Below are 24,096 nucleotides of genomic sequence, written 5' to 3' on the forward strand. Positions count from 1 at the left end.
ATGTTGAAAGCGGCCCGCAAAAGGAGTAACCCACATCATGCATGAATATGTCTCCCGGATTCTGGAAGGGGTCATTCGCCGCGACCCTGAGCAGAAAGAATTTCATCAGGCTGTTACAGAATTTTTGAAGTCAGTGGATTCCATCATTGACCAACTTCCCCGTCTACGTTTTGAGAAGATTCTTGAACGCATGGTAGAGCCGGAACGCATTGTTCAGTTCCGTGTGCCATGGGTGGATGACAGCGGTTCTCTGCAAATCAACCGTGGATACCGTATCCAGATGAGTAGTGCGCTTGGCCCTTACAAGGGAGGTTTGCGTTTCCATGCTTCGGTCAATCTGTCCGTCTTGAAGTTCCTGGCTTTCGAGCAAGTCTACAAGAACAGCCTGACCGGTCTGTTGCTTGGAGGCGGCAAGGGGGGAAGTGATTTTTCCCCTCGTGGCAAGAGTGACCGAGAAGTCATGGCTTTCTGCCAGAGTTTCATGACCGAGCTTACCCGCCATATAGGTCCTGACACCGATGTCCCTGCTGGTGACATTGGCGTAGGAGCGCGTGAAATCGGCTACATGTTCGGTCAGTACAAACGTCTGGCAAATGAGTTTACCGGCGTATTCACCGGAAAATCCCCGGTATGGGGAGGTTCCTTCATACGTCCCGAAGCCACAGGCTATGGCTTGGTCTACTTTGCTGAACAAGCCCTGATGGACGCTGGTCTTTCCCTTTCTGGTTCGACGTCCCTGGTTTCAGGGAGCGGGAATGTCGCTCAGTATACCATTGAAAAACTTTTGGAAAGGGGAAGCAAACCCCTTACCATCAGCGATTCCGAGGGTATCATCTATGATCCGGAAGGTATCGATAACAAAAAACTTGCATATATCAAGACCCTCAAGAACGTGAAACGGGGCAGGGTAAAAGAATACGCCGACACTTATCGTAATTCTGTTTTCACTCCTCGTTCAGCTTATGGTGAAGGCAATCCTTTGTGGAATTATCCTGCGGATTACGCTTTTCCCTGTGCTACCCAGAATGAAATCAACGAAGTGGATGCTCGCAATCTGGTGGCCAATAACATAAAAGCTGTGATGGAAGGGGCAAATATGCCGACCAATCTGGAAGCGCAGCATATTCTGACCGGTTCAGGAGTCATCTTCGGACCCGGCAAGGCCGCAAACGCAGGAGGAGTGGCTGTCAGCGGACTGGAAATGGCACAGAACAGTTCGCGGTTGCAGTGGACACCCCAAGAAGTTGACGCCCGTCTTGTTAGCATCATGAAAAATATCTATAAGACCGTAGATCAGGCCGCAACGACCTATGCCAAGAAAGGAGATTTGGTTGCCGGAGCCAATATCGCTGGTATGCTCCGTGTCTCGGACGCCATGCTTGCGCAAGGCTACGTTTGATTGACAGCGTAGCGGACAATACGAGTATTGCCGACAGGTAAGCGGAAAAACCGCAGTTCTGATACTATGTCTGTATCGAATCATGGAGCCGGGAGGGAATGAAGTTTCCCCTCCGGCTTTTTCTTATGAAAAATATATGAAGTGGAGCAGCTTTCTGTGGCGGACATGCGTTGTACTTGGTATTCTTACTTTATACGGAGGACATAGCATGAAAGATACCCGTAAAGGCATAATCTCATGGGCACTCTACGACTGGGGGAACAGCGCATTCGCTACGACTGTGATGGCCGGATTCTTTCCCATCTTCTTTAGCGCGTACTGGAGCGGAGGAGCTGACTCCGTGACCACCACCTTCTATCTGGGACTGGCGAACAGCATAGCCTCTCTTGTCATTGCTTTGCTCGCTCCTGTACTTGGGGCAATAGCCGACCATGGCAGCTACCGCAAGAGACTGCTTGTCTTCTTTGCCTTCCTGGGCGCAGTCATGACGGCAGGGCTCTGGTTCGTCCGTTCAGGACAATGGGTCTTGGCCATCTGCTTTTACATTGCCGCGACGATAGGTTTTTCCGGTGGCAATACCTTCTACGACTCCCTGCTGCCATCCGTTGCGTCGGAAAAGAAAATAGATTATGTCTCTGGTTTGGGCTACAGCCTGGGATATATCGGCGGCGGGCTTCTTTTCCTGCTCAACGTACTGATGTACCTGATGCCGGAAACCTTTGGTCTTCCAGGCGATGATGGAGGAGCGACCGCTATTCGTGTTTCCTTCTTCATGGTGGCTATCTGGTGGGCAGTCTTCACCATCCCCCTGATGCTTTTTGTCAAAGAACCTGAACGGAAAGAGGGTGGCTTAGGCATGGGAGAGAGCATACGTACAGGATTGAAGGAACTGGCGGTCACGTTCCGTGAAATCAAGACTTTGAAAACGGTCGGCATTTTCCTGCTGGCGTACTGGTGCTACATCGATGGCGTGGATACCATCATCCGCATGGCCGTCGATTACGGCACGGCTCTGGGCTTCCCGGCGTCATCTCTGATTGTTGCCCTGCTGATTACGCAGTTCGTTGCATTTCCTGCTGCGCTGGCATACAGTTGGTTCGGCAAACTCATTGGCATACGTCGTGCCCTGTTGGTCGCAATCGGTGCCTATGGCGTCATTTCTGTCATGGGTTTCTTCATGATGAAGGAGATTCATTTCTATATCCTGGCCTGTCTGATTGGTTTGTTCCAGGGAGGTATACAGGCTTTGAGCCGAAGCTATTATACCCGTTTGATTCCGTCATCTCGTTCAGCGCAATTTTTTGGATTCTTTAACATGCTCGGTAAATTCGCCGCTATCGTCGGTCCTCTGCTCATGAGCTTGACGACGGTCATTACGGGAGACAACCGTTACGGAATCCTTTCTCTTGTAATTCTCTTTGTCATTGGTGGTGTGATGCTGACGAAAGTTGATGAGGAAGAAGGACGCAAGAGCGTCGCCATTTTTGAATCGAGGCATGAGAGGCACATGAAGGGAGAGAAATAAAAGCAGAGGGGATGCTTAAGGAAATTTTTCCGGGAAGACAAGTCAGAAAAACATTGTTTTACATGGTCTTGGCATGAGGTGGCTTGTCTTCTCCGGAGTGCGTGGGTTTTCTCTTTATCCTGTTGACTCATCCGTCTAAGTGATTCTTTCTCTTCTGTTACCTTATCTTCCCACAACTTTCCGCGTTGAGCCTACAAAAAAAGCAACTAATTACTTATATAGTAACTAGTTGCTAAATGGGCGCGATTGGGTTTGAACCAACGACTTCTACCGTGTGAAGGTAGCACTCTCCCGCTGAGTTACGCGCCCGTTATATGCTCCCAGCAAAAAGCAAGATACACGAGAAAGAAGGTCTTGTCAAATAGGAGACAGCCCAAGAAGAAGACTCAAGAAGAAATGCTCAAAGCCGAAATCATGTACCCGATATCATGTCACCTTGGACATCTATTCCCATATCCGGATGAAACACGATTGACGCCAGGGATATATCCATGTATGGGAGGGCTGGAATATGCCAGGAAGCATCATCCATGTACATGTCCATGCGGGAATCCTTCTGCTGTGTCTTGTCGGTTTGTGTTTTGTCCCGATATCCCTTTATTCTGGGTCTTCCACCACTGAAGAAGCTGACATGCATCGGATCCAGCTGTCCGGACAGGTGTCGCTGTCCTGCTCTTTTTCTCAAGGGGTGGATGTCCGGCGTACATCTCCGGCACTGTCTGTTTTCCTGGAAAGCGAGGGAAAGGAACCCGTGATACTTTCCTGGGGTTTCGCGCATCCGGTCGGCATCATTTCCCGTCTCATCCGACCATCATCCACGACCAGTCTTTTTGTTTCTCCCCAAGGGATGAAGGTCTCGGCACAGCCAACATCCCTGCTTGAAGGACATGTGCTTACAGTGTTCTTCCAACGCGCTAATCTTTTTGTAGTGAAGAAGGGGGTTGCTATTTCAGGGATAGGAGGGTCAATCATCCTTCCGGAAAAAACAGGAACAGGTAAATCGGGGTTCACCATGGCCGGACTTATTCTCCACAGACATGATCCCCATACCGTCCTCATGAAAACAGGAACGCGGAAAGCTGAGGCAGGGTGGCAGGCAATTCTTCCTTGGGATGAACGCCCGGTGGACAGACTTGTCACAGTGGGAGGGCACTGCCTCTCTGATTCAGCTATTGTCCATGGAGCCGCCTTCAGGACAACGGCCTTTTTGCGTGCAGGGTGGACGGAAGCCATAGGATGTCGTCTGTCGCATGCCGTAGGCTTTGAGATTCTTGCTCCCGTTCTGGATGATGGGAACCTGAAATTACAGATGCTTGCGGAGAGAGGACTTTCCCATCTTGGGTGGGGTGGTGTACTTGTCCGTTCCCATAGCCCTTTTGTGAGAAGGACGCATCTGTCTGCGACGGCATGGGGAAAAGACATGAAGTTCACCGTGAATGCGGAGATATCCATGGGAAAAAGACCTGCTGCCCGTATGAGCCGTCCTTATCTGAGTGCAAAACGGTCATGGAACGTGTCCTTCCCTCTGGGACCGGGAGAGATATCTACTGGAGGGCGATGGAAAACAACCGTTCTTGAGACAGGACGGACAAATAAAAACGGAGCCGCCTCCGTCACTTTCCGGTTAGGAACCGGGCAATCACGATGTGTTGTCGGGATACAGGGGGAGAGAACAGTGACGGGAAAAATTGCATTCGTCAGCGCCATCCGCTGGAAAGGAGGTACCCTGACATGGCACGTAGGCAACATCCCTGTACTCTCATGGGTCTGGAACGGCCATCTGGGAGACATGTCTCTCCGACTGGAAGCGTCGAGCCGTGGGGAATTGACCGTACGGTGTTCGTGGACACAGGAAGGAGGGACATCAGGCTTTGGTATTGCAAATGTCCCAGTCGCCGATGAGCCTGACTTCCCTCTGGAGATCGATGCCGGTTTCCTTGAAGACAGTCTCATGGATGAGTCGGGAGAGTTCAAAGATATCTGAACTGGTTGCCTTGCCTTCTGGATTGATGATGAAATTGGCATGAGAGAAACTAACCTGCGCTCCTCCCACCGTTTTCCCCTTGAGTCCGAGGTTGTCAATGATGCGTCCGGCGGAACCTTCCACCGGATTGCGGAACGTGCAACCAGCTGAAGGATAGCGGTAATGCCCATGTTCCGTCCGGCGTCTCAGGGCTTCCTCCTTTTTCAAACGAGCTTCTGCCATCTTGCGGGTCGGGTTCAGGATAAAGCCCGCCTCTATGATGAAACACTGTTCATCCCCAGGGAAAGACGAATGATGATAGGCGAAGGTTTCACCAGTGTTCTGCATTCTATGCAATGCTCCGTCAGGAGTCATGTAATCGATGTACAACAATACATCGCTGATTGTCATTTCTTTGATTCCGGCGTTTCCCGCTATGGCACCTCCTACGGTACCAGGCAGTCCGCCCAGAAGTTCAAGGCCGGTGAGTCCCATTTCAATGGACGTGTTGATTGCATTGTCAAGGGACAGACCGGACTGGGTGCAGAAAAGCCTGCCCCGGCTGTGGCATGATGTCAGGTGATCTGAAAAAATCACCAGGCCGCGTATGCCTTTGTCGCTGACAAGGATGTTCGTTCCTCCTCCGACATACGTGACGGGCACATTCCTGCTATGGGCAAACTCCATGGCCTCACGGAGCTGTTCGGAAGTCGAAGGCCACGCCGCCCAATCCGCGAAACCTCCTGTCCCCAGGGAAGTATGAGCGGACATGAGGACATTCTGCCTGATGAAGGGATCCGATTTTGATTCCGGGTTTGATTTTCCCCCCTCATTGCTTATTTTCATTTGCATGAGTACTATGGTAATGTGTTTTCCTGTTGCGGACAACAGCCGCATATCATATATAAGGAGCGAGCCATGCCATTTTCCGTCTACAATACAATGAGCCGTACCATCGAGGAATTCCAACCCATCGAAGAAGGTAAGGTCGGCATGTATTGTTGCGGCCCTACTGTTTACAACTATGCCCATATTGGCAATCTCAGGACGTATGTCTTTGAAGATGTCCTGCGCAGGGTTCTGTCGTATGCCGGGTACAATGTCAAACATGTGATGAATATTACGGATGTAGGACATCTGACCGATGACGGAGATGCGGGTGAGGACAAGATGCTCAAAAGCGCCAGGGAGAAAGGAATGAGCGTCTGGGACATCGCCAGTTTTTACACTGATGCGTTCTTCCGGGATTTCGACGCACTGGGCAACATGCGCCCTCAAATCATCTGCAAGGCCACTGACCATGTACAGCAGATGATTACCCTTATCCAGAAGCTTGAGGAAGGCGGCCATACATATGCAGCGGGCGGGAACGTCTATTTCAGCATTGATACCTTTCCTGATTATGGGAAGCTGGCAGGTCTGCATCTGCATATGGACGAACTGAAAGCTGGCGCGCGCATAGAAGTGGACACTTTCAAACGCAATCCCAAAGACTTCGTACTCTGGTTCACAAACAGTAAGTTTGGTGAGCAGGCAATGATGTGGGACTCACCGTGGGGTCGGGGATATCCCGGCTGGCACATTGAGTGTTCGGCCATGAGCATGACATATCTTGGTGACAAGTTTGACCTTCACTGCGGAGGCATTGATGCCATTCCTGTTCATCATACCAATGAGATTGCGCAGAGTGAGGCCGCTACAGGTGATCATCCATGGGTCAAGTACTGGATGCACGGGGAATTTCTGCTCAATGACACAGGTAAGATGAGCAAAAGCTCTGGAAGTTTCCTGACGTTGCAGGTACTGATTGACAAGGGATATGAACCTCTGGATTACCGTTTCTTCTGCCTTGGAGCCCATTACCGTACCCAGTTGCGTTTTTCTTGGGAAGCTCTTGACGGAGCCAGATCCTCACGCAGGAATCTGGTCGGTCGCATCGGACGCCTGAAAGCTGAGGCGGGTATTCCCTCACCACAGCCAGGTGAGACGGCGAGTGGGTATCTTGCCAATTTCACTGAACAGATATTCAATGATTTGAATATGCCCCGCGCCCTTGCCGTCATGTGGGGACTCCTGAAGGATGACTCGGTGTCGGCGGCAGACAAGCTTGCTGTTCTTCTTGAAATGGACAAGATTTTTGGGCTTTCCTTTGACAAAGTGCAGCCACAGGAAGATTCAACTCCCGTTGAAGGGGCGGATGATCCTGAAGCGTTGGAGCTTGTACGTCTGCGAGCCGAGGCCAAGAAATCCAGAGATTTCGCCACGGCTGACCGTTTGCGGGCGAAGCTGGAGGGAATCGGATACATTGTCACGGACACCCCTTCCGGGACGACCTTGACGAAAAAAGAAATGTAACCTCACATGGAGGTCGGTTGTTACACAGATGGAAATAAAAAGCAGCAACGAAGCGTCATTCAGACTTGTATATGAGCAGGTTTTCCCCGTCATCATGCGTGTAGCGTACCACATTAGCTATAACATGGATGTCGCGGAAGACATAGCACAGGAAACGTTCATACGTTTCTTTGACAAGAACATGGATTTCGCTACCATGGATGATGCCCGTTATTGGTTGATCAGGGTGGCGAAGAACTTGGCCATCAATCATGTGAAGCGTAGGAGCAGGGAGCGTGGTGCTTTAGAGCAGTTGAAGACTATACCCGTGGCTCCGTCCATTGACGGTGGTGATGTGATGATGGCCGATGAGACCAAGGCTTTGGTACGGGAGGCGATAGCGAATTTGCCGGAAAAGTTCCGTACCGTCATGGTTCTCAAGGAGTATTCTGGCTTGGATTACCGGCAGATTGCTTCGGTGTTGCAGATTTCTGAGAGCAATGTGAAGGTTCGCGTTCATCGCGCACGCAAGATGATGGAATCATTGCTGGACAGGGAGGATGTTCATGTGCCTTGATGATCAGATTCTGGATACATATCTTGATGGCGAGCTTGCGGAGCCGTGGAAGACTCAGGTTGAGGAACACTTGGGTTATTGCCCCGCGTGCAAGGTTCGGCTTGATCATCTCGACGCGGTGCGGCGAACCATCCGTTCCGCTGTCCTGACTGACAAGGAAATAGAATCACACCGCCGCAAAGTCCTCAGCTACATGGAAAACAACTATTTTGCCAGAAAGAAGAAGGTGAGTTTCTTTCGCAAAAAGCTCAATGTAGGTATCCCTGCCTTGCTGACCAGTGCCGCCGCGTTTGTCGTTGTCTTTGTCGGCGCATTTGTCCTTTTTGGCATCAACGGTCAGCAGACAGCGGAAATCATCCCCGAAGTCTCGCCACTGCTTAATCAGGGGAACATTGTCCAGGTGCGTGCCACCGACAATGCCGGAGCTTCCCGGACTCTTGATGACTATTCATTGGAAGAAATACTGACATTCCTTAACACCAAGGGATATAACGTAGATGTGAGCATCCGTACCCGGAATATTATTCCGCTGGACTCATCTGTCGTTTCTTCACCATCCGAGACTCCCTCTGAGGATGGGGTTGAAGACGGGGCAGGGAACTGACCACGCTTTAAAAAGGACAGGCAAGCATTGGATATTGGGGATGTTGCGGCATCCCCTTTATGTTTATCAACGGATTTCTTCTATTCTTGGTGAAATCCACAAGATGATAAAGATATATTCCCGCCGGCATTATTTCCCGTCTCACCGATCTTCATCCGTTCTTCATTCACGACTGGTCTTTTTACTTCTTACATCAAATCAGCCCTTGACACTTCCAATCATGATGCCCTTGATAAAGTATCTTTGGACAAAAGGATAGAGAAAAAGAATAGGGCCAGTGACAACAAGAGCTGTTGCCATTTTAAGGGTTTCACTTGGTAAAGTAACCGTATCAAGGAAAATACCGGCAGCGGCAGCCTGTTTCATATATTCTGCATTTGAAAGCATCCTGTACAGCAAATATTGGAGTGGGTATAAGCTTTCTTTGGTTATATACAAGCTAGCATGATACCAGTCATTCCAGTATGTCAGAGCTATGAAAAGCCCAACGGTTGCGAGTCCTGCTTTGCTGAGAGGCAGAATCACTTTTTCATAGATCTGCCAGTCGTTTGCGCCATCTATCTTGGATGCATCAATTAAGCTGTAGGGAATGGATTTCATGAAATTCCTCATGAGGAAGATATTCCAGGGGCTTAACAAGCAGGGTAGAATCAATGCCCATAGAGAGTTCTTCAGATTCAGATATTTTACAAACAGGATATAAGTGGGAATTACACCGCCACTGAACAAAGTCGTGAAATATATGAAAAAGGAGACCATATTCCGTTTGCGAAAGTCCTGTCGGATTAAGACATACCCTGTCATTGAGGTCAGCAGCAAAGAAAAAACTGTGCCTATGACTGTTATGAGGATTGTAACAAGATATGATTTCATCAAACTGTCAAAACCTTGGAAGATAGAGCGATATGCGGCAAAGGAAATGAGTGCTGGCCATAACTTGAACCCTTCTGCCAAAACCATATGCTCATCTGAAATACTGGCAACGACAATAAGCCAGAATGGGATGAAGCAGATTATCGTAATGATAGTCATTACGAAATAACCGAGTAGTGTAAAGGTTCTTGTTCCTTTATCGGGTTTTACTTGTAGTGTGATGGTTTTCATAGCGACTCCTGTTAAAACAATGCAAGATCTTCATTGAAACGTTTGACCAGGGCATTGACTGTAAGTACCAGAATGCAACCGAAAACTGACTGAAAGACACCGGCGGCAGAACCCATTCCTATGTCGAAGTTGACTGTCAAGGATCTATAAACATAGGTATCGATGATATCGGTTACGTTATACAAAAGGCCATTATTGCCTATCAGTTGATAGAACAATTGGAATTGACCCTTGAGGATGTTGCCTAGATTGAACATGACCAAGAGAATGAAAGTTGGTTTTATCATGGGAAGCGTGATATACGAAATCTGCTGCCATTTTGTAGCGCCATCTATTCGTGCTGATTCGTAAATTTCCTGATCAATACCACTGATGACAGAGAGATACACGACACTACCATAGCCAAGCCCTTTCCATATCTGGACTGCAATTATGATGAAGGGCCAAGCCTGGGGCTTGAGATAGAAATTATATTGTACAAATCCCAGATTTCTCAGGATTGTGTTGATTACGCCATTATCTATATTGAAGAGAGCATAGGAGAAAAGCCCTACAAGTACATACGATATGAAATAGGGTAGGAAGATTATGGATTGGCTTATTTTGACAAAACGCTTATTCTTTATTTCTCCCAAGAAAACCGCGCAGATGATTTGTACAATATTCCCGCCCAGAATGAACGCCAGATTATAAAGGATTGTGTTTCTGAGCAAACGGCCAAAGATGCCGCTTTTGAAGAGATAATCAAAGTTCTTCAGTCCTATAAAAGGACTTTTTAACAAGCCAAGACGGAAATCAAACTTTGTAAAGGCAAGCCAAATGCCTACCATGGGGATATAAGCAAAAAGGACGAAATATGCAATTACAGGAATCAGCATGAACCATAATAATTTGGTTTTCATGAATCGATGGTATAAGGTGGGTTTAGTCAGAGTATCTGTAAAATTATCAAGCTTCTTCATAAACAACCTCCAAAAGACAGGGATTAAGAAACAAATCAGAATTTTATTCTAAACTCTTGAATTTTAGTTGCAATTTGAAATATAAGCTCTGATTGTGTTTTAAAGACATTCTTCAATATCTGTTAACCTGATTAAAAATAAATAATTATGTTGGGATAGGCTTGTTTGTCCAATAATCTCTTTTATTTCAAATTGACAGCCCAAAAAGTCGCTGCCTATCCTTTTCTTACTGAACTTTGGAATCAATTAAGAGGTATGTTCAATGACTGTTACAATTATGGTAGACGGTAAAAAATCGGGACGTACATATCAAGGGATTGGGGGAGTCACCAGCAATGGCATGACAAAACTTCTGTATGAATATCCGGAAAACCAACAAAAGGATATTCTGAATTTTCTCTTCCGCCCAAAGTTTGGCGCCAGCCTTCAGATGTTAAAGGTTGAAATTGGTTCTGATGCAAATGGTACTGGTGGTACAGAACCAAGTCATATGCGCTCCGAGACAGATTATGACATCACGAGAGGTGTTGGCTTGAGGATGGCTCAGGACGCAAAACAAAGAAGCAAGGATATTCTTCTTGATGCGATACGCTGGGGGACTCCTTCCTGGCTTACGGATAATGAAAGGAAATACCGGTATTACCTGAATTTTCTAAAAGGAGCGAAGGACATTTTCGGTCTTGATTTTGACTATCTTGCGCCGGATGAAAATGAAGGAGACTATAGCATAGATTGGGTCGTTGACGTACTTAGGCCAGGTCTTGATAGGGATGGATTCAGTAAAGTCAAACTGTCAGGCGCGGATAGCACAGAAGACTGGAACATAGCACCGATCATAGAAGGTAATGCTGATTTAAAGAATAGTCTTGCTGCAATTACCCGGCACTACAAGCAGGACAGTCCGCAGTCTCTCAAAGAATGTGGTCTTCCGATTTTCAATAGTGAAGATCTTGCGCCTTTCAGGAACAAGTTTTCCTTTGCCTTGGATATGGCCTATAAAATCATTCGCTCCTATGCATCGGGAAAGATGGTACAGTATGTGATGCATCCGGTCATCGAAGCGATATATGATAATGTTCCCTATACCTGCAAGAGCATTCTGCTGGCAGCAAATCCGTGGACAGGGCATTACGAGATTCAACCAAGTCTGTGGGTTGTCGCCCATTTTACCCAATTCATACAGCTGGGTTGGCACTATATTGATAGCGCCTGTTATTCTTCGGTTCCCTATAGTTATCTGACCTTGCAGGACTCCCGGACACAGGATGTAAGTATCATAGTGCTTAATAGAAGCGAAGCAATAGTGAACTTTGAGGTGCGGCTTGAAAATATCTCTGCTTCATGCCTCCATGTTTGGTTGACCGATGAAGATCAGCAGTTTATACAAAAGAAGGATATACGCCTCATCGACAATAAAGTCTGCTTCTCCCTTGTCCCTAAATCCATTTGCACACTTACGACTACTACCGGCCAGCAAAAAGGACATGCAGAGTTTGATATCCCAAAGGAAATGCAATTCAGCCTTCCTTATCACGAGGATTTCAATTCTTATGAACTCGGCAAGCAGCCAAAATATACGATTGATCAATCGGGCGCCTTTGAAATCAGTACTGGAGGAAAGGACGGCAGGCAATGTCTGAAACAGGTCTTGGTCAATTCCCAGAAGCCAATTGATTGGGAAAGGCGTCCCACCCCCTTGCCGTATACCATCCTGGGTGGGCAGGAATTGACGAATTACAAAGTCAGTTTTGATTTTTGCATGGAGGAAATGCCTGAAAGGGATTATGTGGGTTACGTGCTTCTTGGCGCTCGATGCAATCATGCGTCTCTCACCTGCGATATTCCCGAATGTTACAACGTAAGGTTGTATCACAACGGAAGATGGTTTTTATCCTGTGGTCAGATTGTCTTGGCGGCCGGTAGAGTCCGGGATTTTTCCCTTTGTACATGGCATGAGCTTGCTATGTGCTGTGAACAGGATAAAATCAGTGCTTTCTACAATGGGACTGTACTTGCGACTATAGTGGATCAATCCATCCCAAGCGGGAACAGTGTTATCGGCAGCGGCTATAACATAGTAAAATATGACAACTTCAAAATTGAGAAAACAGGGAACCTTCCAGAGACTTGCAGACGTTACTCATTATGTGCTGATGGTATTGAAAAGACTGGGAAGTGGACGGAAGTCGGTAATGCTGCTGATAATTACTATCGTACACTACTTAGGTCTTCGGAGAAAGGCGATCAGATAGCCTTTGCTTTCACAGGAACAGCTCTTAGTCTCATAGGAGTAGTCGATGCCGAATCTGGAAAAGCTGATATCTACATAGATAAAGGCAAGGTCGCGACAATCGATTGCTTTTCTACTTCAAAGATGTTCAGGAGAAGCCTATTCTCAATCCACGGACTTGAGAGTGGAGTTCATGAATTCAGACTGGTTGTCTCAGGTGTTCATCAGGATGATGCACTGGGAAGCAACATTAACCTTAATGCGATTGAGCTTATTGGAGGATTGGTTTTATCGGATTGTAGCAGTGGATGACGCCCCCGGAAGACGGGTACAAAAATGGAGGAGAGTATGAAAAGATTTCTCGTTGGCATGTTAGTTTTATGCTGTGCTTTTACTGCTTTTGCAAGAGGTAATGCTGAAATAAGTACTACAGTTCAAAGCAGTGACAATCCCTTTGAAGAATATGTGGAATTGATAATGTACAGTTCAGGATCTTCAGGCGCGGATACAGAGAAGGTAATAGCGAAGTTCAATGAGATGCTCAAGGAAAAATACAATACAACAATCAACGTTACCTGCCTTGGTTGGAATAACTATCAAAATCAGTATCAGTTGATTTTGACAACTGGAGAGCCAGCAGATTTGATGTATGTAAACCCGAATCTCTATAACTTGTATGCATCTAATGGAGCTTTCACTGATTTGACGGATTTATTTGAGAAATATATGCCGAGGATTCATGGTAATTTCAAGGAAGGCCAGCTTGAGCAGGCATATGTTGATGGCAAGTTGTACATGATTCCGACATATGAATCCAATTATCCCCAGTATGGTATTTTCTATCGTTTTGACCTTGCCAAAAAATATGGTCTTGGTGAGATTACAAGCATTGATTCCTTTGAGAAATATGCCGATATCATTGCTACCAAGGAAACGGATCTGAGAGTCATTGATGGCAACCCGGAGCAGACTCTGTTCCAGATGTTCAAGGCTTATTACGGTTTTGAGTCCATTGCCGGATCGAACAGCTCCATAGTGATGGCCCGGAGCTATGACGATATTCATGACATTATTGCGTATCCTTTTACCGATGAATATGTTGAATGGGCACGGAGGATGAAGCAGTGGGCAGACAAAGGTTATTGGAGTTCCAATGCTCTCTCCAGCACAACGGATCCCTGGAGTAGCATCCAGATAGGAAAAAGTGCGATCACACAGGCCAATGCAGATGGTGCCAAGAACATGATGAGTTATATGGCCACTAAACTTCCCGGCACTGAATGCGCTTATTGGAGCCTGGCGAACCTTACAGGATATTCTTATGTAAACCCCGTGACTGAAAATGGTTTCGCGGTTCCCGCATCTTCGCCCAATGCAGAGAGGGCTCTTAGGATTCTTGAAGCAATCAAAACAGACCAGCAACTGTTTGACCTTTGGATGTATGGCATAGAGGGACTTCACTTCTCTCTTACTGAAGATGGAAAGTTGATTAAACCTGCGGTAGGCGTAAATCCTTCTACCGTCAATAATCACAGTATGAGCGGTGCCCAGTATGCAATGCGGATAAAGAACCTGATGCGTAGTGAGTCCGGTGTTTGGGAAGGATCTGAGGGTTTGCTCAATTGGCTCTCATCCATTGAAGTCCTGAATAAGTTTGGTGCTGTTACCCTTGATTATTCAAATGTCCAGGCTGAACTTGCGGCAGTAAACAATGTTGTCCAGCAATATGGATACCCCATAAATATTGGTATTGTTGAAAATGTTGATGCCGCAGTAGCAGAGTATAGAAGGCAGCTCAAGATTGCTGGTATTGATAAGCTGCTGGAGGTCGTGGCTCAGCAGATGGAAGTGTACTACAAGAAGAACGGAATCATCTGAGTGTGAATGGTTTCAGCACATCATCTGTTTCTGCTAGGTGATGTGCTGTTTTTGGCTTAAAATGAGAAGATGAAAAATACTATCCTGAAAAAATTCCACAATATATTCATCCTTTATTTCGTTAGCATCCTGATAGTATTGGCTGTATCCGTATACAGTCTCATGCATTTATTTGAAACGGCAACTCAAAAGCAATTGTTGTCTTATGGGCAAATTGCTCTTGATAGCGATGTCCTATACATCAATACAATTACAAACTCAGTCAAGGACATTTTTGATAGCATCAGTTTTGACTCCCAGATATCCAAATTGCTGAATTATGAATCAATCCAGGCCAGTGATCTTTATCTTGGTTTGCAACGCCTGAGAACCTATGCCGACTCTAATGTTTTCATCGACTCGATTTATATCTATAACCGTAGCGATGATACCATCTATGTATCCTCTCCCAACGCTTTAGAGGCAGTGTATTCTCCTTCGGATTTCTATGATGAAGGGGCTTCGGATTTAATGGAGCATTACTCTGCTTATAAAAATATGCAGCCAATCTTCAGAAGGATCGAGGTCACGTATCCCGATGAATCAGTTTCTTCGTATGTCAGCTTCATACGGTATAATACATTGAAGCCGACGAACCATTCTGATGTTGTGATGATTAACGTAAAGCTGGATATTTTCTCTCAATTATTAAGCTCTGTTCCTGAAAACAACAATAGATTGTTGCTGTTTGCTGATTCTGCTGGCTGGTACGAAGTCATAGCAGGAAGCCGTGCCAGTTATTCGGAACATACAATTGAAACTGTACTCCAGAAATTAAATGAAGGGAGCTTCGATATAAGGTTGGAAGATAAGCACTATATAGTTTGCTCGCAGCGTGTTATGAGCAGTGCCATACATATCGTGCTTATTGCTGATGAAAGTACTATGAGTACCATTACCCAAGCAAAAGGGTATAGTCATTCGCTGATGTTGTTGGCTCTCCTGTTTGCAGTCTGCATTATCGCTACAATATCAGTAATCAAGCGAATAATCAGAATAAACGCACTCCATAAGTCAACCATGGCAAATCTGCAAAAGGAAAAGTTAGAGCTTTCCTTTGAGAACAAACGCAGACAGATTCTTGTTTACTTTCATGGTAATTCTTCCGAGGAAATCTCCGACAATGATATGGCGGATCTGTGTGGATTGATAGGACATGAGAACAATGCTTCTTTAAGGACTGTGTTGATATTGCTCTCCATTAATTCGTATCACTCAAAAATATCACTTCGCTATGAAAGGGTGAAGGACCGTAATGTTCTGAAATATGACATCTGTAAAACAGCAGAGGAGGTAATGTCCGGTTTTCAGGTGGTTTGTTCTACCTTTGATGATAATGAGAATTGCTTTTTTGTTGTTCAGAAGATGGAAGATCAGTGTGGTCTGATAGAGGCTTTGGCCAATGTAAGCAATTTTATTAAAGAAAAATATAGTGTTACGGCTACCATATTCGTGTCAGCGGACACAGAATTCTCCAAACTCCCATCCTCTTATGCTGAGTTAAGCAAGCATCTTCCTTACAAAACTCTCTATGAACCAGGAAGCATTATCACTTCCGATATGCTGGATGCCAGGGAGATGTTTACGTGCAGCATTCCGGATGTGCTTTCACGACGGCTTTCCCAGAACATCTTACAGCTCAATGTGGCCATGGCAATTTTGGATCTGAAGGAAATATTGGAGATTATTTCCAAGGGTTCTTACAAGAGTTTCCAGCTGAATCTCTTCCAGCTTGTGGTGGATTTGGACGATGTTCTCAGTAAACTCCAGGTCAATAATGGCATTGAGAAGACAATTTATATCGATGTCTTGTTGTATAATCTGACTTCCTTTGAAACGCTCGATTCAATCTATAAGGCATTCGAAGCCGTGATCCTGCAAGCAGAGCAGATTGTTATGCAGAATAAGAATAGCCATCAGGCAAATATAATAACTCAAATGCAGGATATCATCAGAAATAATTACTTTATGAAGGATTTCTCAATTGTCATTGTTTCCGAACAGATTGGTATGAATGCTTCTTATTTGGGAAAATTGTTCAAGCGGAGTACAGGACTGACTTTCATTGAGTTCCTGCATGAGGAAAGGATGGCGGCTGCCTGCAATCTGCTTGAAACAACAGACATGAAAATTGTAGAAATCGTATCAACTGTAGGGTACAGCGATGTTCCTTATTTCTATAAGCTGTTCAAAAAGGTGAATGGCTGTACTCCAATGAGTTATAGGCAGAAGCATTAACTACAAGGAGTTGGAACATCCATGTTGTCCTAGGTTGTATAATCTGTATCAGAAGTTCGTTTTCCTCCGTTTCCCCGCAGTTCACCCTCCCAAATATCTCTCCATCCTTGTCTTTTCACAAGGTAATTTGATACCATAGGCAGACGTTCCCCGCCGTTGTGCCGGGAACTTGGATGGAGGCATGGAATGAAAGCTATCGAGCTGGAAAAGGCTTATGACCCGAAGGACTTCGAGGACAGGATTTATGAAGCATGGAGACGTGACGGACTGTTCAAGCCGCAGGATGTACCGGGCAAGCCGTTCACCATCGTCATGCCGCCTCCCAATGTCACGGGCATACTCCACATGGGTCATGCCCTCAACAACTCCCTGCCGGATACCATCATTCGTTACCAGCGCATGGCCGGTCGCAAGACCCTCTGGGTTCCGGGAACCGACCATGCTGGCATAGCGACCCAGAACGTCGTTGAACGCCAGCTTGCCAGGGAAGGCTTGAGCCGCCATGACTTGGGCAGGGAGAAATTCCTTGAACGGACATGGCAGGTCAAGAAAAAGCATCACTCCGTCATTGTCAAACAATTGGAAAAGATTGGTTGTTCCTGTGATTGGGAGCATGAACGCTTTACCATGGACGAAGGACTTTCCCGTGCCGTGCGCGAAGCATTCGTCACTCTGTATGAAAGAGGATTGATTTACAAAGGCAAGTACCTGATCAACTATTGTCCCCATTGCGGGACGGCTCTTGCTGATGACGAAGTGGAATACAAGACCCTGGAAGGACGGCTTTATCAAGTCAGCTATCCTTATGCGGATGGTTCGGGAAGCATCAGCGTTGCCACGACACGTCCAGAGACGATGTTCGGAGATGTCGCTGTCGCGGTGAACCCAGATGATGAACGATACGCCGCGGTCGTGGGGAAAAAGCTCCGCCTGCCTCTGACCGACCGTGAAATCCCCATCATCGCCGATGGTTTCGTTGACAAGGAATTTGGTACGGGTATGGTAAAGATAACTCCCGCCCATGATCCTAATGACTGGGAATGCGGACGTCGGCACAACGTGGAAGCTATAAACATCCTCAACCCTGACGGAACCCTCAATGATGAAGTTCCGCCAGCGTACCGTGGCGTCCAGGCGGCTGGCGCACGGGATATGGTCGCCCATGATTTGGAAGGACAGGGGTATCTGCTGGGCAGCACGCCGTATGTCCACGAGGTAGGACATTGCTACCGCTGTAACACCATCATAGAACCATACCTTTCAGACCAATGGTTCGTCAGGATGCGGGGCATGGCGGACAAGGCTTTGAAGGCATGGAAGGACGGCGAGGTCACCTTCTATCCCCGTCGTTGGGAGAACACCTACAGCAGCTGGCTTGAGAATATCAGGGACTGGTGCATCAGTCGTCAGCTCTGGTGGGGACACCGCATTCCTGTCTGGTACTGTGAAGACTGTGGCGAAATGATTGTTTCCCGGAACGATGTCACGGTCTGTCCGAAATGCGGCAGCTCTCACCTGCGTCAGGAAGAAGATGTCCTGGATACGTGGTTCTCCTCATGGCTGTGGCCGTTCAGCACGCTGGGCTGGCCGGAGGATACTCCCGACCTGAAGGAATTCTTCCCGACCCAGACTCTGATCACCGGATACGACATCATTTTCTTCTGGGTGGCCCGCATGATCATGGCGTCCCTTGAGTTCACCGGAAAGGTGCCTTTCAAGGATGTGTACATGACCGGTCTTGTGAGGGATCGACAGGGCAGGAAGATGTCGAAGTCCTTGGGCAATGGAATCGATCCTCTTGAAGTGGTTGACCTCTATGGAGCCGACGCCATGAAGTTCACGCTTGCTTACATGGCCGCGCAAGGCCAGGACGTGCTTCTTGACATGGATTCGTTCAAGATGGGATCCCGTTTCGCCAACAAGATATGGAACGCTTCACGTTTCCTGCTGATGCGGCTTGAAGGACGCACCAAGGTCACTGTCGAGGAAAAAGACTTGTCGGTCATGGATAAATGGATTTTTGCTGAATTGAACCATGCGGCAGGGAAGGTGAGGGCTGCTCTGGAAGGATACCGTTTCAATGAGGCAAGCCAGACGGTCTATGATTTCTTCTGGAATGATTTCTGTGACTGGTACATCGAGGCGTCGAAGCACAACCTTGAGAGCAATGACCCTGTGGTACAGGACAGGGCTGTCTCCCTATTGCTCGACATCCTTGAGGAATCGCTGCGGCTGCTGCATCCGTTCCTTCCGTTCATCACACAAGAAATATACAGCAAACTTCCCAATGCCCGTCCTCATCTGATGACTGCGCCTTATCCGGAATGGAGTGCTTCACGGGAGTATCCGGAAGCCAGGGCCCATGTCGCCGCAATGCAGGACTTGGTTCGTAGGGTGCGTGGCATCAGGGCGGAGCTGGGCATCCCCGTCGATAAAAAGGTACATGTTACGGTGAAACCTGATGGAGGCTTTGCATCGACCGGATTTCTTCTGGGGCAGAGGGAGCTTCTTGCCGGCTTCATCAATGCCAGCGAGCTGACCATTGATACTACCGGTGAGAAGGATGTGAAAGGAGCTGTGCCCGTCGCCGGACAGGGTTTTGAGTGCTTCCTCTTTGTCCGCGAGGCAATAGACGTGGAAAGTGAGATGAGTCGTCTCCGTGCGGACGTGGAGAAAAGCCGGAAAGCATTGGAAGGCGTCCTGAAAAAGCTGGGAAACGAACAGTTCATGACAAACGCCAAGGGTGAAGCCATAGAGAAGGAAAATGCCAAGAAAGCAGAGTTTGAAGAAAAGATTGCCAAGGGTGAGAAAAACCTGCTGATTTTAGGAACCTTAGCCTGAAGACGCGGCAGCGCGACAACGGGAGCAAAGAAAAGGAAAAGGGCATGGCCGTTTGAGCGAACCATGCCTTTTTCATTGATTGACAAAAGTCGGAACTTAAAGTTCAGTAGTCTTTTCGTCTTGGATTTCTTTTCTTCTTTCTTTTGCAAGTTTAGCTATTTCACCCAGAGCCTTGCGCGCACGGGCGGCAGATGCCTTGACTCCCTTCTCCGTGAACCGAGCGTTTTCGGCAATGTAGGTTTCATATTGTTCGACAATCTGTTCGTGAATGGTCATGTAGGCCTCCTAAATAATATACATAATTCTAGCACACATCCCCTGAAAAACAATATTTCGGGCGGGGAAAATACGAAAAAAGCACAAAAATGGTGTTTTTTAGCCTATAAAGAGGTTTTATGCTTGAGTTATGCCTGAGTTCCGGTGATTGGAGCCGATTCATCATCCATGAGTGTCCGAATCATGAAACCAGATTCTATAGGACGGTTTGAATAGAGATATCCTGCATGACCATGGCTCACGCTGCTTGTGGCCTCTTTGTTTTCATCCAAAAGAGTGAAATCATCATCCTCAATGAAGGGGACATGAGGCCCTATGTACTCAATCTTCCAATCCGTGGAAATTTTGTTCTTGATGTCCAGTGACCAGATGTTTGGCGCAACTTCATCCTTGACCGTGCCGAGGAATGTATAAGCGCGGATATAGCCGGAACCTGCCTCGAACTGCTGGAGAGTGTCCTTTGCGTGTCCCTGTGCATGTTTCTTTGCTGCCCTGGCATCTTCCACCGGTCCGCTATCAAAGAAGAAGCCTGTGGTATAAGCGCGATGACTGACCCTTTCCAAGTCTTCCTTATATGCCTGCCAGTCTTTAGAATCTCCCAGACCGTACAAGGCATCCAGTGCCTTGCGATATGCACGGGTCACTACGGCGGTATAATATACTGATTTCATCCTTCCTTCAATTTTCAGCGATGTGACGCCGCTTTCCTGGAGGTCCTTCAGATGGTCAATCATATTGAGATCCTTTGAAGAAAGGATTGTGGTATAGTCCTCGTATTCCTCAATAGGGTAGTAGACACCCGGTCGTTCTTTTTCTTCAAGTGCCAGACGATAGTTCCAGCGACAAGTATGGGAACAGGCGCCTTCATTTGCGCTGCGTCCTGCCATGAAAGAAGAAAGAAGACATCGGCCTGAATAGGCCATGCACATAGCCCCATGGATAAAGACTTCAAGCTCCATGGCGGGGACTGCGTCCTTCATCATCTTGATGTCAGCAAGCGTTGCTTCCCGTCCCAGGACAATGCGGGAGAAGCCCATGTTTCTGTAAACGCGCAACGCAACGCTGTTCAGGCAGCTTGCTTGTGTGGAGAGATGAAGGGAGCAATCAGGATACCGTTCCTTCAGAAGGGAAGCGACACCCAGATCAGAGACAATGTAGGCATCGAAAGGCCAGTCTCCCAAGGAGGAAATCACTGCTTTCATTTCATCCAGCCGGCTTTCATGCAGGACAGTATTCAACGTGCAATAAAGTTTCTTTCCCTGTCCTGCCAGACTTTTCTTCCATGCGTGAAGTTCTTCCCTGACATGTTCGTCAAAGTTCCCGGCACCTGCACGCATGGAGAAGCTGGTCAATCCCATGTAGGCCGCATCAGCTCCATAGGCGCATGCAGCCTGTAGCTTTTCAAAAGTCCCCGCAGGAGAAAGAAGCTCCATACGGGTCGATTCCCTGCAATCTGGTTCCATACGTTCCTTCATGACCGCCCCAGAGCTTCCGTGACCGCTTTTGCTATGGCAATGCTCATCTTTAAGCTGTTTTTATCAGCCTCCTCGGCTCTTTTCTTTTCTGATCCCTCGATTCTGGCCTTGATTTCCATTTCGGTCAGATGAGGCATCTTGTCATGAGGGAACGCCAATGCCAGGACTTCTTCCATGTCGGAAACCGGATGGAAGGTAATGCCGGTCTTGATGTTGGCGTCGAGCTTGTCTAGATCCCGCTGGTTTTGCTTGGGGAACAGGATTGTTTGTATCTTGTTACGCCGCGCAGCAAGAATCTTCTCCTTGAGACCGCCAATGGGCATGACATTGCCCTTCAAGGTCAGCTCACCTGTCATGGCCATGTGAGGAGCCATGACTTGACCAGTGACAAGTGAATACAGGGCGACGGTCATGGTGATGCCGGCTGATGGACCGTCCTTCGGCGTAGCACCTTCGGGAAGATGAAGATGGATGCTGTTCTTCTCATACCATGACGGGTCAATTCCATGGCGGAGACTTGACGCCTTAAGCCAGGAATAAGCAATGTTCGCCGACTCCTGCATTACCGAGCCGAGTTGACCGGTCAGCTTCAATTCCCCCTTGCCCGGCAGATTCTGGGATTCAATCAGCAGGGTATCTCCACCCATGCTGGTCCACGCCAGACCGACCGATGTTCCGGGTCTGTCGGCAGCGATTAGCTCGTCTTCCCTGAAAATCGGCTGGCCGAGATACTCAATCAGCTTCTGCCGGTCAATGGTGATGGGCTGGATGATTGAATCGGAGGTTCGGCTTGTATTTTCACTCAAAACTGGTTCTCTTTGCGAATTTTCCTGTTGGACGCTTTGTTCCTCATCACCGGAGGTTTGGCTTACGCCTTCACTCCTCTCCGGTGTGCTTTGCGCATCCTCGTGTCGTACGCGAGTACGCTCCCAATCAGGATTGGAAACCAACTCGAAAGCGACTTTCCGATTGATTTTGTCCAGTTGCTTTTCATAGTTGCGGACGCCGGCTTCCCTGGCGTATTCATCGGCAATGGCACGGAGGATGGAGGAAGGGAACTTGACGTCCTTCTGTGTCAAACCGTGCTTCTTGAGGCTTTTCGGCACCAGGTATTTTTTGCCAATGGCAAGTTTTTCCTCCGACGTATAGCCGGAAAGAGGAATGACTTCCATGCGGTCGAGCAAGGGACGTGGTATGGTGTCCAGCGTATTGCATGTTACCACAAAGAGGATATCCGAGAGGTCAAAGGGAAGGTCGAGGTAATTATCCCTGAAACTAGTGTTCTGCTCAGGGTCAAGGACTTCGAGCAGCGCAGACGCGGGGTCTCCCTGGAACGACACTCCCATCTTGTCTATCTCGTCAATGAGAAAGAGGGGATTGCGTGTCTTGACCTGTTTCAGCCCCTGGATGATTTTGCCGGGCATGGCTCCGATGTAGGTGCGGCGATGACCTTTGATTTCGGCCTCGTCACGCATGCCGCCGACGGAGAAGCGGAAGAATTTTTTCTTCAAGGCACGGGCAATGGAATAGGCTACCGAAGTTTTACCAACTCCCGGAGGTCCGACCAGACAGATGATTGAGCCTTTTGGATCATTCTTCAACTTGCGGACGGCAAGATATTCCAGGATGCGTTCCTTCACATCCTTCATTCCGTAATGGTCTTTTTCCAATATTTTACGCGCATTCTCAATGGAGATGTTATCCGGTTTAGGCTCGTTCCATGGCAGGTCGGCGATGATTTCCAGGTATGTGCGGGTGATGGCATAGTCCGGACTGTTGCTATCCAGGCTCTGCAAGCGATCGAACTCACTTTCAACGCTTTCCTTGATTTCGGGAGACATCTTTAGCTTTGCTATTTTCTCTCGTATCTTGCGGAGAGCTTCCATCCGGGGATCGGTGGTGATACCCAACTCCATCTGGATGTTCTTCAATTCCTCCCGCAGGAAATACTCACGCTGGTTCTTCTCTATCTTTTGGTTGACGCGGTTCTGTATCTTTTGCTGCATCGCCGCAATCTTCTGTTCTTTCTTGATGACGAGCAGGACTTTCTCGATGCGTTCACGGACATTCAAGGTCTCAAGAATATTCTGTTGCAGTATCCTGTCTATGTTGAGGATGCTGGTCAGGAAATCAGCCAGTTTTCCGGGGTGGTCAATGTTGACCATGTTCAGACGCATTTCCTCGCTGAAAAGCTGGTTGTTGCGGGACAAATCCTTCATTTCAGTGATTAACTGACGAGTCCATGCCCGCAGTTCTTCCGGCTTGTCCTCAATGTCATCCTGGTATTCGACTTCAGCGACCAAGTATGAGCCGCTAGGGTAGAACTGTTTTACGACAAAGCGCTTGAGGGTCGATACGAAGATGTTGATGCCTCCGTCTGGCAGCTTGATCTTCTTGATAATTTTGACCACCGTGCCGACCGTATGGAGATTGGCCGGGCTGTATTCGTCTTCTTCGGGCGACTTGACCAGCAGCAGGCCAAGATTGCCGCCGTGATTGACGGCCTGGTTCACAATGGCCACGTCATTGGCATCGGAGATGACAAGTGGCGTGAAAAGACCGGGAAACACGGGGTTTCCGGTCAAGGGAAGGATGAACAGATTATTCGGAAGCATCTGCTCTATCGGAAGCAGTTCCTTGTCAGACATCAA

16 protein-coding genes and 1 tRNA gene are annotated in these 24,096 nt (G+C 47.7%); 10 read left to right on the forward strand and 7 right to left on the reverse strand.

All coding sequences use genetic code 11. The features are described 5' to 3' along the window. Window positions 1–37 precede the first annotated feature (37 nt). Window positions 38–1,399 carry an NADP-specific glutamate dehydrogenase gene (gene gdhA, locus SPICO_RS01875; RefSeq protein ID WP_013739000.1) on the forward strand — a complete coding sequence of 454 codons (1,362 nt, stop codon included), beginning with the start codon at window positions 38–40 and terminating at the stop codon, window positions 1,397–1,399. Window positions 1,400–1,607: 208 nt separating this feature from the next. Then, the gene (locus SPICO_RS01880) at window positions 1,608–2,924 is read left to right on the forward strand and encodes an MFS transporter (protein WP_013739001.1); all 1,317 of its coding nucleotides are present in this window, start codon (window positions 1,608–1,610) and stop codon (window positions 2,922–2,924) included. A 237-nt stretch (window positions 2,925–3,161) separates the two neighbouring features. Here SPICO_RS01880 and SPICO_RS01885 read toward each other — a convergent pair. After that, window positions 3,162–3,233: transfer RNA gene (locus tag SPICO_RS01885), tRNA-Val, on the reverse strand. Window positions 3,234–3,435: 202 nt separating this feature from the next. Between SPICO_RS01885 and SPICO_RS10230 the strand changes: the two genes are divergently transcribed. Then, window positions 3,436–4,908 (forward strand): hypothetical protein, encoded by a 1,473-nt coding sequence (locus tag SPICO_RS10230; protein ID WP_013739002.1) that lies wholly within the window; start codon window positions 3,436–3,438, stop codon window positions 4,906–4,908. Here SPICO_RS10230 and murB read toward each other — a convergent pair. Then, window positions 4,789–5,658 (reverse strand): UDP-N-acetylmuramate dehydrogenase, encoded by an 870-nt coding sequence (gene murB / locus SPICO_RS01895; protein WP_245523218.1) that lies wholly within the window; start codon window positions 5,656–5,658, stop codon window positions 4,789–4,791. The two genes, SPICO_RS10230 and murB, sit on opposite strands and share 120 nt — an antisense overlap. Window positions 5,659–5,805: 147 nt before the next feature. Here murB and cysS point away from each other — a divergent pair, with 147 nt between their 5' ends. From cysS to SPICO_RS01910, 3 genes are read left to right on the forward strand one after another with little or no spacing between them, the layout of a single operon-like run. Next, window positions 5,806–7,242: a cysteine--tRNA ligase gene (gene cysS, locus SPICO_RS01900; protein WP_013739004.1), complete on the forward strand. Its 1,437-nt coding sequence runs from the start codon at window positions 5,806–5,808 to the stop codon at window positions 7,240–7,242. Window positions 7,243–7,270: 28 nt separating this feature from the next. After that, window positions 7,271–7,798: an RNA polymerase sigma factor gene (locus SPICO_RS01905; protein WP_013739005.1), complete on the forward strand. Its 528-nt coding sequence runs from the start codon at window positions 7,271–7,273 to the stop codon at window positions 7,796–7,798. Then, the gene (locus SPICO_RS01910; protein ID WP_013739006.1) at window positions 7,788–8,402 is read left to right on the forward strand and encodes an anti-sigma factor family protein; all 615 of its coding nucleotides are present in this window, start codon (window positions 7,788–7,790) and stop codon (window positions 8,400–8,402) included. Before SPICO_RS01905 ends, SPICO_RS01910 begins: the two co-directional genes overlap by 11 nt. A gap of 198 nt (window positions 8,403–8,600) precedes the next feature. Here SPICO_RS01910 and SPICO_RS01915 read toward each other — a convergent pair whose 3' ends face one another. After that, the gene (locus tag SPICO_RS01915) at window positions 8,601–9,506 is read right to left on the reverse strand and encodes a carbohydrate ABC transporter permease (protein WP_013739007.1); all 906 of its coding nucleotides are present in this window, start codon (window positions 9,504–9,506) and stop codon (window positions 8,601–8,603) included. An 11-nt stretch (window positions 9,507–9,517) separates the two neighbouring features. Continuing rightward, window positions 9,518–10,468: an ABC transporter permease gene (locus SPICO_RS01920; RefSeq protein ID WP_013739008.1), complete on the reverse strand. Its 951-nt coding sequence runs from the start codon at window positions 10,466–10,468 to the stop codon at window positions 9,518–9,520. A gap of 262 nt (window positions 10,469–10,730) precedes the next feature. Between SPICO_RS01920 and SPICO_RS01925 the strand changes: the two genes are divergently transcribed. From SPICO_RS01925 to SPICO_RS01940, 4 genes are all read left to right on the forward strand, one after another. Continuing rightward, a complete protein-coding gene (locus SPICO_RS01925; RefSeq protein ID WP_013739009.1) occupies window positions 10,731–13,010 on the forward strand; it encodes a glycoside hydrolase family 30 protein in 2,280 nt (759 codons plus the stop codon). Window positions 13,011–13,046: 36 nt separating this feature from the next. After that, window positions 13,047–14,576: an extracellular solute-binding protein gene (locus SPICO_RS01930; RefSeq protein ID WP_013739010.1), complete on the forward strand. Its 1,530-nt coding sequence runs from the start codon at window positions 13,047–13,049 to the stop codon at window positions 14,574–14,576. 162 nt (window positions 14,577–14,738) lie between these two features. Beyond that, the gene (locus SPICO_RS01935; protein ID WP_169310042.1) at window positions 14,739–16,853 is read left to right on the forward strand and encodes an AraC family transcriptional regulator; all 2,115 of its coding nucleotides are present in this window, start codon (window positions 14,739–14,741) and stop codon (window positions 16,851–16,853) included. Window positions 16,854–17,039: 186 nt separating this feature from the next. Beyond that, the gene (locus tag SPICO_RS01940) at window positions 17,040–19,694 is read left to right on the forward strand and encodes a valine--tRNA ligase (protein ID WP_013739012.1); all 2,655 of its coding nucleotides are present in this window, start codon (window positions 17,040–17,042) and stop codon (window positions 19,692–19,694) included. A gap of 96 nt (window positions 19,695–19,790) precedes the next feature. Here the strand turns inward: SPICO_RS01940 and SPICO_RS01945 are convergent, their stop codons facing one another. The 3 genes from SPICO_RS01945 to lon form a co-directional block, all read right to left on the reverse strand. After that, window positions 19,791–19,970, reverse strand: coding sequence for an Hc1-related histone H1-like protein (locus tag SPICO_RS01945; RefSeq protein ID WP_013739013.1), 180 nt, complete (start codon window positions 19,968–19,970; stop codon window positions 19,791–19,793). A gap of 128 nt (window positions 19,971–20,098) precedes the next feature. Continuing rightward, the gene (locus tag SPICO_RS01950; RefSeq protein ID WP_013739014.1) at window positions 20,099–21,445 is read right to left on the reverse strand and encodes a peptidase U32 family protein; all 1,347 of its coding nucleotides are present in this window, start codon (window positions 21,443–21,445) and stop codon (window positions 20,099–20,101) included. Continuing rightward, complete coding sequence (lon, locus tag SPICO_RS01955; protein ID WP_013739015.1) at window positions 21,442–24,093, reverse strand: endopeptidase La; 2,652 nt, start codon at window positions 24,091–24,093, stop codon at window positions 21,442–21,444. The genes SPICO_RS01950 and lon overlap by 4 nt, the downstream gene beginning before the upstream one ends. Window positions 24,094–24,096 lie beyond the last annotated feature (3 nt).

This window comes from Parasphaerochaeta coccoides DSM 17374, from assembly GCF_000208385.1.
Taxonomy (GTDB): Bacteria; Spirochaetota; Spirochaetia; order Sphaerochaetales; family Sphaerochaetaceae; genus Parasphaerochaeta; species Parasphaerochaeta coccoides.